Origin of the sequence: Clostridium estertheticum (genome assembly GCF_026650985.1) — a bacterium.
Lineage (GTDB): Bacteria > Bacillota > Clostridia > Clostridiales > Clostridiaceae > Clostridium_AD > Clostridium_AD estertheticum_C.
The window spans coordinates 3,652,010-3,667,074 of the sequence record NZ_CP086239.1 but is presented as its reverse complement, the minus strand read 5'-3'; the positions used below and the strand labels follow the sequence as shown (position 1 = coordinate 3,667,074).

10 protein-coding genes, 1 other RNA gene and 1 pseudogene are annotated in these 15,065 nt (G+C 30.3%); 11 read left to right on the top strand and 1 reads right to left on the bottom strand.

Annotated elements, in window-relative coordinates:
- Position 1 precedes the first annotated feature (1 nt).
- A pseudogene (gene tnpB / locus LL038_RS17580) lies at positions 2-1,087 on the top strand (IS200/IS605 family element RNA-guided endonuclease TnpB).
- 298 nt (positions 1,088-1,385) lie between these two features.
- A complete protein-coding gene (locus tag LL038_RS17575; protein WP_216127173.1) occupies positions 1,386-1,568 on the top strand; it encodes a hypothetical protein in 183 nt (60 codons plus the stop codon).
- A gap of 337 nt (positions 1,569-1,905) precedes the next feature.
- Here the strand turns inward: LL038_RS17575 and LL038_RS17570 are convergent, their stop codons facing one another.
- Positions 1,906-3,186 carry a glycosyl hydrolase family 18 protein gene (locus LL038_RS17570; RefSeq protein ID WP_216127199.1) on the bottom strand — a complete coding sequence of 427 codons (1,281 nt, stop codon included), beginning with the start codon at positions 3,184-3,186 and terminating at the stop codon, positions 1,906-1,908.
- Positions 3,187-3,461: 275 nt separating this feature from the next.
- Here LL038_RS17570 and LL038_RS17565 point away from each other — a divergent pair, with 275 nt between their 5' ends.
- The 9 genes from LL038_RS17565 to LL038_RS17525 all read left to right on the top strand — a co-directional run bounded on the left by LL038_RS17565 (position 3,462) and on the right by LL038_RS17525 (position 14,657).
- Positions 3,462-4,811: a glucose-6-phosphate isomerase gene (locus tag LL038_RS17565; RefSeq protein ID WP_216127175.1), complete on the top strand. Its 1,350-nt coding sequence runs from the start codon at positions 3,462-3,464 to the stop codon at positions 4,809-4,811.
- Positions 4,812-4,829: 18 nt separating this feature from the next.
- Positions 4,830-5,270: a YaiI/YqxD family protein gene (locus tag LL038_RS17560; protein WP_071611170.1), complete on the top strand. Its 441-nt coding sequence runs from the start codon at positions 4,830-4,832 to the stop codon at positions 5,268-5,270.
- Between the two features lie 284 nt (positions 5,271-5,554).
- Positions 5,555-7,288 carry a triple tyrosine motif-containing protein gene (locus LL038_RS17555; RefSeq protein ID WP_216127177.1) on the top strand — a complete coding sequence of 578 codons (1,734 nt, stop codon included), beginning with the start codon at positions 5,555-5,557 and terminating at the stop codon, positions 7,286-7,288.
- Between the two features lie 139 nt (positions 7,289-7,427).
- Complete coding sequence (locus LL038_RS17550; RefSeq protein ID WP_216127179.1) at positions 7,428-8,144, top strand: 16S rRNA pseudouridine(516) synthase; 717 nt, start codon at positions 7,428-7,430, stop codon at positions 8,142-8,144.
- Between the two features lie 546 nt (positions 8,145-8,690).
- Complete coding sequence (rnr, locus tag LL038_RS17545; protein ID WP_216127181.1) at positions 8,691-10,892, top strand: ribonuclease R; 2,202 nt, start codon at positions 8,691-8,693, stop codon at positions 10,890-10,892.
- A gap of 198 nt (positions 10,893-11,090) precedes the next feature.
- Positions 11,091-11,558 carry an SsrA-binding protein SmpB gene (smpB, locus tag LL038_RS17540; protein WP_071611174.1) on the top strand — a complete coding sequence of 156 codons (468 nt, stop codon included), beginning with the start codon at positions 11,091-11,093 and terminating at the stop codon, positions 11,556-11,558.
- Positions 11,559-11,783: 225 nt separating this feature from the next.
- Positions 11,784-12,136, top strand: a transfer-messenger RNA (tmRNA) gene (gene ssrA / locus LL038_RS17535).
- A 423-nt stretch (positions 12,137-12,559) separates the two neighbouring features.
- On the top strand, positions 12,560-13,828 hold the full coding sequence (locus LL038_RS17530) for a hypothetical protein (protein ID WP_216127183.1): 1,269 nt from the start codon (positions 12,560-12,562) through the stop codon (positions 13,826-13,828).
- Positions 13,806-14,657, top strand: a complete 852-nt coding sequence (locus tag LL038_RS17525) for a TIR domain-containing protein (protein WP_216127185.1) — start codon at positions 13,806-13,808, stop codon at positions 14,655-14,657. Before LL038_RS17530 ends, LL038_RS17525 begins: the two co-directional genes overlap by 23 nt.
- Positions 14,658-15,065: the final 408 nt, after the last annotated feature.

The window sequence follows — 15,065 nt, the reverse complement described above, 5'->3', positions numbered from 1 at the left end:
AATGTTAAAGGCTTATAAATTTAGGTTATATCCAAATATTGAGCAAAAAATATATTTAGCCAAGACTTTTGGATGTACTAGATTTGTATATAACTGAATGCTTGCTGAAAGAATTAAATCATATGAGGAAAACAAAGACCTAGATATTAAGGCAATGAAACATCCCACACCAGCACAATACAAAACTGAATTTGAGTGGCTAAAAGAAGTCGATAGTCTTGCTTTAGCTAATGCTCAAATGAATTTAGATAAAGCGTATAAGAATTTTTTTAGAGATAAATCAATTGGTTTTCCTAAGTTCAAGAAGAAAACTAATACCAATAGTTATACAACTAATAATCAAAATGGTACTGTGTATATTGAAAATAAGCATATCAAAGTACCTAAATTAAAGTCTATGATAAAAATAAAGCAGCATAGAGAATTCAATGGGTTAATTAAATCTTGCACTATATCACAAGTTCCAAGTGGTAAATATTATATATCTATTTTAGTTGACGCTGAAAATATTCAATTGCCTAAAACAGATAGCAAAATAGGTGTAGATTTGGGAATTAAAGAGTTTGCAATAACAAGTAATGGTGATGTTTTTCATAATCCTAAATACCTAAAGAAATCAGCTAAAAGGTTAGCTAAACTTCAAAAGGATTTATCAAGAAAACAAAAAGGTAGTAATAATAGAAAAAAAGCTAAAATAAAAGTAGCAAAATTACATGAGAAAATATCTAACCAAAGGAAAGATATGTTGCACAAAGTAAGCACTCAATTAATTAACGAAAACCAAGTTATAGTGATTGAGGACTTAAAAGTTAGAAATATGGTAAAAAATCATAAATTAGCAAAATCAATATCTGATGTTAGCTGGTCAGAGTTTAGAAGAATGTTAGAATATAAGGCAAAATGGTATTGTAGAGAAATAATAGTAGCACCATCAAACTATGCAAGTAGTCAGTTATGTTCTGATTGTGGTAATCAATCAAGTCAAACCAAAGACTTATCATGCAGAACTTATATATGCCCAGCATGTGGGATGATAATGGATAGAGATATAAATGCGAGCAAAAATTTACTAAAACTAGCAATATAATAAAAGATATATTGTTAGAGAGGTTGGAATGACCTTGATAGCTTGGATACGTTTCTGCAAGAGACGCACTTGCTACAGTAGTAGTATTGACCAAGAAGCCATCCACTTCTATAAGTGGTGGTAGTTCACCTTAACTATATTAATACAAATGGATATAGGCTATTTTTCGAATAATGTCGAATATACAAATAAAATTTAAAAAAAGTGTTAAATAATTTGTCGTTTGATGTAATTTGATGTATAATAAGTGTATAAAATAGATCTTATGTAAGAATTATTTTTTCGGAGGATGGTATATATGAATAATATAAAAAGTGTTAAGTTAAGTATGGCTATATATAAATATATAAATCAGAGTAAAGTTTTAGAAAAAATTAAAGTTAATAAAAAAGAAGATAAAATTGATATAGATGATAATTTTAAAATGAATTTAAAACAACGTTTTAGAGATTTGGATTTGTTAGATGAAAGAGTTATGTGAACTACTCATCACTTTAGAAGTGAGAGCTTCCTTTAATCCTAATCAACCTACAAGTAGGAAATTATTTTACGATTTATCAGTTTCCGAGGCTATGGGTTTTTAAGGAAAACCCTTTCCGTAATACCTACGGTAGTTTGAAAACCTATAATATTATTATAACCAATTAATTGCTAATTATACAAATGAAATCATTGCAAATTGGTATTGAATCATTTACAATGATATGCTATTTATCTCACCACCTAAGAGGTGGGAGAATTTCGCATAAAGAGAGTTAAAATGGTTTTTATATAAAAAGGTATGGTAAATTATTAATTTATCATACCTTTTTATGTCGTTAGAGTAATTTCTTAACGTTGAACAGTGAGTTTTGAACTAGCCATGCTTGAGGAAAATATTTTCCGATTGTCCAATAACTTACCCCACCTAGATTGTATTTCGCAGCGGTCCTAAGCTTAGCATTCATGCTTCTGGCATCTTCAAACCAAACTACATGTTCTTTTTTGTTAGCATCATAGTAATTAAAAAATGGAGCCTGGGAAGTATAGTCATATTTAATAGATGCAAATACTTTTCTTGCAAGATCTACCGCTTCAACATTGCCAAGTGCAGTTGCTTTAGTGCCTTTTACATAAGGTAGTGTCCAATCATAACCATAATTAGGTATTCCCATAAAAATCTTTTTACTTGGGATTACTGTTACAGCATAATCAAGAATTTTTTTTACTTCGTTAATTGGAGAAACCGCGAGTGGTGGACCGGCGGTATATCCCCATTCGTAAGTCATCAGTATAACATGGTTTACGAGAGCCCCATGAACAGGGTAATCATGAGCTTCATACAGTAAGCCTTTTATATCACCAGAGGGTTTAGGGGCTAGGGCTGTAGTAACAGGATAACCTAAGGGCTTTAGGGTAGTTACAACTCTTCGTAGAAAGGTGTTATAGTTTTCTCTATCTTCTGGGAAGATGTATTCTAAATCTATATCTAACCCATAATAATTTTTATCCTTTAATGTAGCAATTATGTTATTAAACAATTCATTTTGTACTGTCTGATTTGTGAGTATGGTATGGGCAAGTTTACTATCAAATCCACCGCCTTCCTTTAGATTTGTAACAACCATCATAGGAGCTACCTTAGCTTTTCTAGCAGCCTCAATTAAAGGAACGTCATTTATGCCTTTTAGTGTTCCGTTAGGTTGTATTTGGTAACTAAATATACTTAGGTATGTTAAGTTTGGAAGAGTTTTTTCAAGAACGTCCATATCTGTACCCGGAAGAGCATAAGCATTAACTTCAATAGAACCTAATTTTTGCGTTGATGGTGGTATATTAATAATCTGACCAGGGTAAATTATAATAGAACTATTAAGGATAGGATTTGCAGCATATAAATCTGCAATAGTTGTGCCATAGGCTTTAGCTATGCTATAAAGGGACTGCCCAGGAAGAATTCTGTGTTTACGAGTACCTTGTAATATTACAAGTGTTTGGCCTACCACAAGTTCATTTGGGTTTGTAAGTTCATTATCATCAGCAATTTTATTGTATGGAACTCCATATAATTTTGAAATTTCATATAAGTTTTCCCCACTTTTAACAACATGAATAATCAAAAAATCACACCTCATATATTAATATAATTCAATATATGCGGCCTAACGCAAGTAGGTACTTAATATATTTATTTTTATAAAACATATTTTGTTAAAAATACTAAATTTTATTTAAAAACTTGATTTATATCCTTGAATAAACTAAAATTATTCTATGTTGTTTTACAGAATGATATCATGAAAGATAACTTGTATTTATATCAAAAATAGGTAAATTCAAGAAGTAAATCAATTAATAATTATTTTGCATCAGATATAAATAAGGAGGAATATTAATGGAAAAAGTTTTATCTTTAGATCTAAGCAAAACAGTTCCATATTTAAATGAACATGAAATCTCTTATCTTCAACCAATGGTGTCTACTGCACACAAAATGCTAACAGAAAAAACAGGTGCGGGAAGTGATTTTTTAGGATGGATAGACCTTCCTGTAAATTATGACAAAGCTGAATTTACAAGAATAAAAAAAGCAGCAGAAAAAATAAAAGGTAATTCTGAAATTTTAATAGTAATTGGAATAGGTGGATCATATCTAGGAGCTAGAGCAGCTATAGAAACATTATGCCATAGCTTTCATAATAGTTTATCAAGTGATAAAAGAAAATCTCCTGCAATATATTTCGCTGGAAATAACATAAGTTCTACATATATGGCAGATTTAATTGATGTTATAGAAGGGAAAGATTTTTCTGTAAATATAATATCAAAATCTGGAACTACAACAGAGCCAGCTATTGCTTTTAGAATATTTAAAGATTTATTAGAGAAAAAATACGGAAAAGAAGGAGCAAAAGAAAGAATTTTTGCGACTACTGATAAGGCTCGTGGAGCTCTAAAAAAATCAGCAGATGTAGCAGGGTATGAAACTTTTGTAATTCCAGATGATATAGGAGGAAGATTCTCAGTACTAACAGCAGTAGGTCTTCTACCAATAGCAGCAGCAGGAATTAATATTGATGAGATGATGAAGGGTGCAGCAGATGCAAGTGAAATATATAACGACGACGATATAAATAAAAATGATTGTTATAAATATGCAGCAGCTAGAAATGCATTATATAGAAAAGGCAAAGTTACAGAAATATTAGTAAACTATGAGCCAGCACTTCAATATTTTGGTGAGTGGTGGAAACAACTTTGTGGTGAAAGTGAAGGAAAAGATCAAAAAGGAATATTCCCAGCATCTGTTAATTTCTCTACGGATTTGCATTCTATGGGACAATATATTCAAGAAGGCGTAAGAAATATATTTGAAACAGTTATAAATGTTGAAAAGCCAAGAAGAGAAGTTGTAGTAAATAAGGAAAGCGGAGATTTAGATGGATTAAACTTTCTAGCAGGTAAAACTATGGACTTTGTTAATAAAAAGGCTTTTCAGGGAACAGTACTTGCTCATAATGATGGAGATGTACCTAATATTATTTTAAACGTACCGACGTTAAGTGCATATAACTTTGGACATATGGTCTACTTCTTTGAAAAGGCTTTAGCAATAAGCGGATACTTATCAGGCGTGAATCCTTTTGATCAACCAGGAGTTGAGGCATACAAGAAAAATATGTTTGCTCTTCTTGGAAAAGCAGGATATGAAGATATTAAAGCAGAACTTGAAAAAAGACTTTAAAGAGATGAGACGAAGTATATGAGAATTATTGTAGATGCAGATGGATGCCCTGGTAAACAGTTAATAGAAAAGGCAGCCAAGGATAACTCTATAGAGCTTATTATGTTTTGTGATATTAATCATGTACTTAGTAGTGATTACGCCTCAATAAGATATGTAGATAGTGGGTTTCAAACTGTTGATATGAAAGTAGCTAATGAGGCAAAGTCAAAGGATATAGTAATTACTCAAGATTTTGGAGTAGCTGCTATGGTTTTAGCTAAAGGATCTTATGCTATTGGACCTAAGGGACATATATATGATGATAACAATATTGATAAATTATTGTTTGAGAGGCATTTGTCTGGTAAATTAAGACGGAGTGGGGGTAAAACCTTCGGTCCTAAAAAAAGAACAAGTGAAGATGATGATAAGCTTTATAACAATTTAATTAAACTTATTTTAAAAGCTAATCAATAACACTTAGGTAATTTGTTCGTGAAATTTAAAATATAAGAAATAGCTAGTAGCGGAAGTTGCTAGCTATTTTTATATTGTTTTATAAATGACAAATATTACCAAGAAAAACTATAAAACTTATAAAACATCAATTATTAATTGATGTTTATGTCTATAAATAAGAGAAAAAAAATGGAATGTACTATGTTACAAATAATGGAAATATAGTATAATATTTATATAGAGATGAATTTTAGAAGAATAATTTGTAGTAAATGCTTATTTATAAAGGTGGGTAAATTTAAATGAATGAAATGAATATATTGTTTAGTTTAGATGATGCCAAGCAAGAATATAAAGGGATTGAAATCAGTGTTGAAAATGAATTAGAGAATAATTTAGACTATAAATTTCTTGTAGGCCTCGATGGCGCATGGGATACTTTAAAGAAATCAAGTGGGACAAGTGTTGCTATTTGGAAGCCAGCGGTGGACGGGAAGTACTCCATAATGGTGCAAGCTAAAAGAAAAGAAAGTAACAAACCCTTTGATTTTATGTCAAGGACAGACTACATAATTGGAGAATCATATGAGAAACTAATTAAGGACATTTACATAGACAAAATGGAAATAATGGTAGGAGAAAAAATTACCTTAACAGTAGATACACTTAATGTACCTATTATGTATAGATACTGGGTACATGAAAGGGATGATTGGCAACTTTTAGCAGATTATTCACCGGAAAATATAATGACATGGATATCCAAATACTCTGGAAAAAAAGAGTTTTTGGTAGAATGCAAGAATATAAATTCTAAAAATATGTTTGACGATTCAATGAAGATAGGATTTAATGTACAAGCTATACAAGCTTTAGAAATTATGAGCTTTGAATGTTTAACTGAGAGCATATTAGAAGGAACGGAGATAGTTTTTGAGGTTGAGACAAAGTATGAGGATAATAGGGTAGTTTTATATAAATTTGTAAAGATAGACCTTAAGGGAAATAGAAGTTGTATACAAGACTATTCAACTAAGAAATTAGTTAGTTATGTTGAAACTAATAGGGGCAATTATAAGCTATTATGTATGGCTAAGGATATGTTTTCGCGTAAGGAGTTTGATGATAGAGCATTAATTTATTATAATGTAGATCCATATGAGGAAATAGGGAAAGAAACCGTGAAGATCGATGATATAATAATAGACAAGAAAGATAATGTACTAATAGGTGATCGAATTCATTTAACAGTTAAAGCAACAGGCGGGGATTCTTTAAGATACAGTTTTTTAGTTTTTAAGGATGATAAAGAGACAGAAAAAATAGAATTCGGGATACATGATTTTGTAGATTTTATTCCAGAGGAAAGTGGAAGTTTTAAACTTGAGGTAAGAGTAAAAGATAAATATTCAAAGAGTGAATTTGATACAAGTAAAAGTGTATATATTAAAGCATTAGATTGTATCCCAGCTAAAATAGATTATATTCTAATGGATAAAAATAAATATTATATGGTCTACGATACTATTCCTGTGCAAGTAATATATGAAAATACAAGTGATACACTTATAAACTATGTTTTAAAAATAGATGATAAAGTAGTTGAACAAACAAGTTTTATAGAATATAAAAATTATGAACTTAAACCCAAATGTAGTGGAAGTTATGCAATAGAAATACTTGTAAAAAATAAATTGAGTACAAGTGCATATGATAGTAGAAAAGAGGTAAAAATAGAAGTGCATAAGAGCCTGCCTATAACAGATACAAAGATTTTATGTGATAATGAAAATTTTATAGTTAATGAGACCATAACATTTAAATCAGAAAGTATGGGTGGGAAAGATGTTGTATATGAGTTTTATATTATGAAAAAAGGAAACTGGAGCTTAGTACAAAAATTTAGCAAAAAAGATGACTATAGCTTTATACCTTTCCATAAGGGAATATACAAAATGTTAGTATTGTCAAAAAGCTTCTATAAGAGTATTTCGTATGAAGATTATGATATAATAGAGATTGAAGTTAAAGAATAAATTTAAAACAGCTTTTAAAGCTGTTTTTTTATAATTAAAATACTTTATACTAATTATACAGCGACCCAGGAGATGATTAACATCGACCTAGGAGATGATTTACTAAAATATAAAGAACTAGTTGAGGAGATGAATGCTAATGGACAGAATAGACAAGATATTGTCAAACTTAGGTCATGGAACAAGAAAAGAAGTAAAGGCATTACTTAAGAAAAAAAAGGTAGAGGTTGATGGAGTAATAGCAACTGACAGCGCTATGAAAGTAGATCCAGAGAAGGCTGTAATAAAGGTATCAGGTGATGAAATTAATTATAGAAAATACATATATTTAGTTATGAATAAGCCAGCAGGGGTGGTTTCAGCTACTGTAGATAGAAATGACGAGACTGTAATTGATTTAATAGATGAGCAGTACCGTGCGTTCAAACCATTTCCTATAGGAAGACTTGATAAAGATACAGTAGGACTACTTTTAATTACAAATGATGGTGAATTAAATCATAAATTAATTGCACCTAAAAACCATGTAGATAAAGTATATTATGCAGAAATAAATAAATTTATAGATGCAAGTGACATAAACACCTTTAAGAAGGGTGTTGTAATAGATGACGGATATAAATGTATGCCAGCGGAATTAGAAGTGTTAACTGCAAATGAAAATGGATCAGAGGTAATGGTTACTATTCAAGAAGGCAAATTTCATCAAGTGAAAAGAATGTTTGAGAGCGTAAATAAGAATGTTATGTTTTTAAGAAGAGTTAGTTTTGGACCATTGAAATTAGATGAAGATTTAGTTGAAGGTCAATGTAGAGAATTGTCGGAAGATGAGATAAATTTATTAAAACAAGTGTAAATTAATTGGAAATATTATAACATATGACAAAAGTGAACAAATTATGAATGAAATTTAATCACTTTACAAATCATTTACAATGAAATTTGTGGAAAACACTTGCAAACATTGGTGAAATTTAATATAATTAAGAGGTAAAGATAAATAGAGAGATAAATAGCCCCCTTTTTATTTGTTATAAAGCAGCCCAACCCCAAGGGCTGTTTTATTTTGTAAAAAAAAGTCGATTTTTGTGAAGAAATTTTAATATAATAGGTTCAGGCAAAACTCCCCCATTAAATATAACTATTTAATGGGGGCATTTTTTATTGGATATTAGGGAAGTATATAACCACATAGTATATACTAGATGTGGTTTTTAGATTATAATAAAGTGAGCAATTATAGAAGTATATGAATAAATTAGAATAATAACACTAAAAACTGGAGCAATAATAATAATTTTTAGGATAATTTATAAATACATTAGTATAAAAATTATGTTGATATAAAAATTAAGTCGGTATAAAAATCAAAACATGTAGAAATTAAATAGGAGGAAACCTAATGGATATAAAAGAAACTTTAATAAGTCTTATGACAGAGCAAGCATACAAACCTATGAATACAGCAGAACTATCTAGAATATTTGATATAAAAAAGAAAGATATTAAAGGTTTTGCAGCTTTATTATCTGAAATGGAGAAGGCTGGTGATGTAGTTAGATCAAAAGCTGAATATTATGGCATACCAGAGAAGATGGGTCTTGTAGTTGGTAAATTTCAAGGTCATCAAAGAGGGTTTGGATTTGTAATACCAGAAACAGAAAGACCAGATGTATTTATTCCGGCAGACAATGTAAACGGAGCAATGAATGGCGACAAGGTTCTTGCAAAAGTTCTAAAAGAGGAAAATAATGGCAAGAAATGCGAAGGCGAAATTGCAAAAGTAATAGAAAGATCTAATAAAACGATAATAGGAACTTATCAGGATAGTAGCAATTTTGGTTTTGTAGTAGCTGACGATAAGAGAATCGCTCAAGATATATTTATTCCTAAATCTGAAAGACTTGGTGCAAAAACAGGGCAAATAGTAATAGCTGAAATAACTCAGTGGCCAGAACAAAAAAGAAACCCTGAGGGAAAAATTATCGAAATCCTTGGTAACAAAGGTGACGCAGGTATTGATATATTATCTATAATTAAAAAACATAAACTACCAGAGGAATTTCCAGAAGCTGTTGAAACTTATACAGAAAACATATCTGATGAAATTCCAAAAGAAGAATATACAAGAAGAAAAGATTTAAGGGACCTACGTATGGTAACTATAGATGGTGAGGATGCTAAAGACTTAGATGACGCTGTATCTATTGAGCTTTTGGATAATGGTAACTATCGTTTAGGAGTTCACATAGCGGATGTTTCTAACTATGTTAAGGACAAAAATCCTTTAGACAAAGAAGCTTTGAAAAGAGCAACTTCAGTATACTTAATTGATAGAGTTATACCAATGCTTCCTAAAAAATTATCAAATGGAGTTTGTAGTTTAAATCCTAAAGTGGATAGGTTAGCACTTACTTGTTTTATGGAGATAGATAAAAACGGAAAACATGTAGATCATGAAATAGTGGAAAGTATTATAAAAACTAATGAGAGAATGACTTATACTGACGTTACGAAAATACTTACTGATAAAGACGAAGAAGTAATTAAAAGGTATGACTATTTATATGAAGATTTTAAACATATGGAAGAGTTATGTGCCATTCTTAACAAAAACAGAATGAATAGGGGAGCTATAGATTTTGATTTTACTGAGTGTAAAATAATATTAAATGAAAACGGAAAACCTATAGATATCGTACCTTATGAAAGAGGCATTGCAAATAGAGTAATAGAAGAATTTATGTTAGCGGCTAATGAAACTATAGCTGAACATTTTTTCTGGCTAAACGTACCATTTGTATATAGAATTCATGAGGATCCAGATGAAGAAAAGCTAATGCGTTTTAGTGAATTTGCACATAATTTAGGATACGCTGTAAAATGGGGTAAGGAAGTTCATCCTAGAATGCTTCAAGATATATTAGGAAAAGTCAAAGGTCAGAAAGAAGAAATGGTAGTAAGCACACTTCTTCTCCGTTCTATGATGAAAGCAAAATATTCATCAGAATGTAGTGGGCATTTTGGTTTGGCTGCTAAGTATTATTGTCACTTTACATCACCAATTAGAAGATATCCAGATTTAATGATCCATAGGATAATTAAAGAGGTTCTAAATGGCGGATTAAGTGATGCAAGAATAGAAAGATTAAAAAAAGAAGTCGAAATTGCGGCTAAACAATCATCAGATATGGAAAGAGTAGCCATGGAAGCTGAAAGAGACGTTGATGACTTAAAGAAAGCAGAATACATGAATGAGAGAGTTGGTCAAGAATTTGATGGTATTATTTCATCAGTAACCAATTTTGGATTATTTGTTGAACTCCCTAATACTGTAGAAGGTTTAGTTCATATGACTACATTAGATGATGATTATTATGTCTTTGATGAAAGGCATTTAACCCTTATTGGAGAGAGAACTAAGAAGATGTACAAATTAGGAGAAGAGGTAAGAATCATAGTTAGTAAAGTTGATCTAACTTCTCATGAGGTTTATTTTGATATAATTAAAGATGAGGATGAGCATGAAGAAGGCTCAGATGATTATTCAGTTAGTCAATTAAATGAACTTATAAAGGATGATTCAACAAAGAAAGAAGAGTAGATTGTAGAATAATACCAATATAAGAACAATCTATAAGAGAGAAAATTTTCTCTCTTATAGATTGTATATGGATTATTTTGTTAAAACGCTCTGCATATTCTTGAAATAAGGCACCATATATAGTATAATGATACTTAATAAAAAGAATAACACAAAAAATTCTTACACTATATTAATAAGAATAAAGTAGGTGAAGTTATGATAAAGAAAACAGAAAACAAAACGCTCGCACAAAATAAAAAGGCGAGACATGATTATTTTGTAGAGGAAGCAATGGAAGCTGGTATAGAGCTTGTTGGTACAGAAGTGAAATCCATCAGGGCTGGTAAAGCAAACTTAAAAGATAGTTTTGCAGATGTTATAAATGGAGAGATATTCGTTAAAAACATGCATATAGGCCATTATGAGAATGGAAATCAGTTTAATGTTGATCCATTAAGACCCAGAAGGTTATTGCTTCATAAAGAACAAATAATTAAACTAGGGTTATTCACCGCTCAAAAAGGTTATACACTAGTTCCGTTAGCTCTTTATCTTAAAGATACTAAGGTAAAAGTTAATCTTGGGGTTGTTCGTGGTAAGAAGGATTATGATAAGAGAGATGCAATGCTAGAAAAAGATGCTAAGAGAGATATGGATAGACAGATAAAAGAGAGAATGAGATAAATTCTAATAATGTACTTAGATTCCATAATATTAGCACTTGATAAAGAATATAATATGGTGTATTATTAGGACTATAGTCAGTAACATAGTAAAGAACTTAAAGTTACTATCTAATTGATATATGATTTACAAAAATTTAGAAAATATAGATTTGCGTTATATATGTAATAATGATTTTATATTATTACAGTGTAAAAGATTTAAATTTAATCTTTTCACATCTTTGGGGGCGTACTTGGTTTCGACGGGGGTACGTTGTGTCGAGGAAGCGAGCTGAGGGAACCTATGGACCCGCATTAAAAAACTATTGGAACAATTTAAACGCAAACGATAATTTACAACTAGCAGCTTAGACTGCTACGTCTTACCTTAGATGACCGCGACTTAGGATAGGGCGACGACAGCGGTGAACCGAGTCTGGGAAAGCTTTGACCTGGAAACGGAAAATATGAAGCTACTAAAACTTAAACCTGGTCAGTAGGGGTTAAGTAGAGGGAATGTTAAATTATTGACTACGCTCGTAGATGCCTAGGTGTTGCTGCCTTCGGACAGGGGTTCGACACCCCTCGCCTCCACCAGTAAAACCCCCGACTAATTAATAAATTAGTCGGGGGTTTTCTTTTTTGTTTTGATTTATCTTAATCAGAGCAATGAAGTGTGAATAGTATCAGAAACGATAGGGTAAATAAGACAGGAAGTAACTTTCATAAGCTGATATGGAACACTGCTCCAAAAGATAAGAACTTTGATCTAATTAATCATAGGTAAGGTAAAAATTAAAAACTTAAAGTATAGAGAATCATTTCTACGTATAGTCACAAAAATATTTTGTTGATAATAATGAGAAGAAATCTTCACATAATTAGGATTAATCTTTTTACTTTATTTTTGCAATGAAGTATTAATACATTTTACTTTAATACGGAATATTACTATACATAATTTTATATGATATAATAAATATATGAATATTTTAGATTAATAGGGGGGTAATGGCAATAATGTCATATATTTTAACGACATCAATTACTAATAATATAAATAATACTTCTTTAAATAAATTTCTTTCTAAAAATAAATCTAGTAAGGGTTTTATGGAGTCTGGAGAAAGCTATGAAAACTATATTGCTGAATTAATAAATTCAGGGAGAATATCTTTTCAAACTTTTAATGATTATCTATTTGAGGAATTCTCTTATGGTAAGCAGAGGGAAACATTTATTTTTAAAATACATTCATTTAATAAAAAAATAAAAAATATAGTTCAATTAATTGAAATAATGAAAAGCAATTATAATGTGGATGAGACATATTATAATAAGATAGCAACAACATACTTTTCTAATGATGATGAAAAGGCAGAATTAGTTGCTTTTAAAATAGTACCTAATTTTAATAATGTAACTGTGTCTAAAATAAAATTACTATTTGGGTATAAAGTTGAAGTATTGAATAAAGATGATAAGAAGCAAAATGAGCACAGTTATGTAGCTGTAGAAGTAGATTTAGACAATAAATCTGTTGTTATAAAAGTTTCTCCAAAGGCGAGAGTAATACATGATAGACATAAACCAGAGTCTTTATTTAGAAGATATAAAGAAAAAGTATTTGCTTTATTTAATATTAACATAGATGCTTTTAATTATGATCACAAGGTAGTTTTATACACAATGTGTGAAGAGTTATATTCGCAAATATATAGAAAAATGGTGTCTATAAAACCTGTTCAGGTAGATACTATATTAGACAGTGCAACAAAAGAGTTGACAAAAACTTTGAAGATATTAGACATAGACATAAAAAAAACACAAAATAATATCTTTGACATAAAGAGTAGCTTGGTAAAACTAGTTGAGCATCTATTAATATCAGATATAATTTATACTCGAAAATCAGGCGAAGAGGTTGAAGGGGTGGACGGATTTGTTACATATTTAAGATTTAACGATGGCACAAATGTTAGTGCGAGATTAAGAGGTGAAAATTGTAGGGATCCTATATTTGATTCTGAAACATATATGGCTCTAAGAAGCCCTATTGATAATTCGAAAAAAATTTCTATACTTCAAGTACTGTGGTTGAGTGATGAAGGAGAGTTAAGAATAGGCTATGATACTAATAGTGCAGAGTTTTTGAACATCCATTTTTTTAGCAATTTAAGTGAGAGTGATTTTGATTATGGATATGGTAAATATACAAAATATGAACAAGCACCTATTTCAAAAGTTTCTAGAATGGATAAAGCTGATGCCTCAATCGCATCTGAATAATTTAGAGTATACAAGGTTTGCAAATTATACGGGTATATCGTTAATAAAAGCTCAGGATTTTTTTCAATGTCTATGTAAAGAGGGTTATATATACTTAAAAGTAATTACTAGATGCCCGATATGTAAATGTGAATGTATAATTGATACGGAATTAGATGATGCAACATTTGAATGTAGTGATTGCGGGGAAGAATTTAATTGGATGAATATAATAGGAATGTCTAACTTTTCCTACAGAGTTAATTCTAATATAATTAAAGAAGATAAAGAAGAAAGAATTTTATCTCCTTTAGAAATTTTGAAAAATAATGGGATAAGACATAGGGAAAAAGTTATCGATATAGTAGACAAGATTAAAGACCGGAAAATAATAGATGAGGAGGTAATTGGGGTGGATAAGAAAGAAAAAGTGTTTATAGTACATGGGCGTGATGAGGCCACTGCAAGAAGAGTTAAAGAATTTATAAAAGATGATTTAAAAATGGAAGCAGTGATATTGATGGATATGGTAAGTGGTGGACTAACTATTCCTGAAAAGTTTGAGCAATATGCTAATGAATGTACCTATGCAGTAATATTAATGACTCCTGATGATGAGCTTAAATACGAGGGCAGTAGTGAAATAATCTATAGGGCAAGGCAGAATGTAATTCTTGAATTGGGATACTTTTGGGCTAAATGGGATAGAAGAAAATTTGCTGTTATTAAGAAGGGTAATCTAGAAAATCCTTCAGATATACAAGGCGTTGTTTATTTGGAATTTAGTAGTCGTGTTGAAGAGGTTTTTTATGAGTTAAAGAAGGAAATTAATGCTTCGTTAGGAGTATAGAAAATAAAATGGACTTTAAGCGTAAATAAAAGAAGATGGAGATAAAAGGTAGTACAGACTTAGATAAAATAAAGATGAATAGTTTATTTGATATATACGAACCGTTAGGAGTACATGAAGTTTTAACATATTTTTATAAAACAAACTATCCCACAAAACTAAGGTGATAATATAGATTATCCAATTACTGTAGTAAAAATGAGCCCTTTCATTAAGATAGAAATATCTATGTAAAACAGATTTTATTGCAAAAACTTTTGAAACTTCACTGCATAATCTAAATAATGCAGTGAAGTGCTATAAGTCTAAGCTGGAGTAGAATCTGTATTAGGTTATTTTTTTAGCGGAGGTGACAATCCTAAATTGAAATATAGATTATTACCTTGAATAATAAACTGATAAAAATAT

Coding starts and splice junctions, on each gene's coding strand:
- LL038_RS17575 (WP_216127173.1), top strand. CDS start 1,386: ATGAATAATATAAAAAGTGTTAAGTTAAGTATGGCTATATATAAATAT.
- LL038_RS17565 (WP_216127175.1), top strand. CDS start 3,462: ATGGAAAAAGTTTTATCTTTAGATCTAAGCAAAACAGTTCCATATTTA.
- LL038_RS17560 (WP_071611170.1), top strand. CDS start 4,830: ATGAGAATTATTGTAGATGCAGATGGATGCCCTGGTAAACAGTTAATA.
- LL038_RS17555 (WP_216127177.1), top strand. CDS start 5,555: ATGAATGAAATGAATATATTGTTTAGTTTAGATGATGCCAAGCAAGAA.
- LL038_RS17550 (WP_216127179.1), top strand. CDS start 7,428: ATGGACAGAATAGACAAGATATTGTCAAACTTAGGTCATGGAACAAGA.
- rnr (WP_216127181.1), top strand. CDS start 8,691: ATGGATATAAAAGAAACTTTAATAAGTCTTATGACAGAGCAAGCATAC.
- smpB (WP_071611174.1), top strand. CDS start 11,091: ATGATAAAGAAAACAGAAAACAAAACGCTCGCACAAAATAAAAAGGCG.
- LL038_RS17530 (WP_216127183.1), top strand. CDS start 12,560: ATGTCATATATTTTAACGACATCAATTACTAATAATATAAATAATACT.
- LL038_RS17525 (WP_216127185.1), top strand. CDS start 13,806: ATGCCTCAATCGCATCTGAATAATTTAGAGTATACAAGGTTTGCAAAT.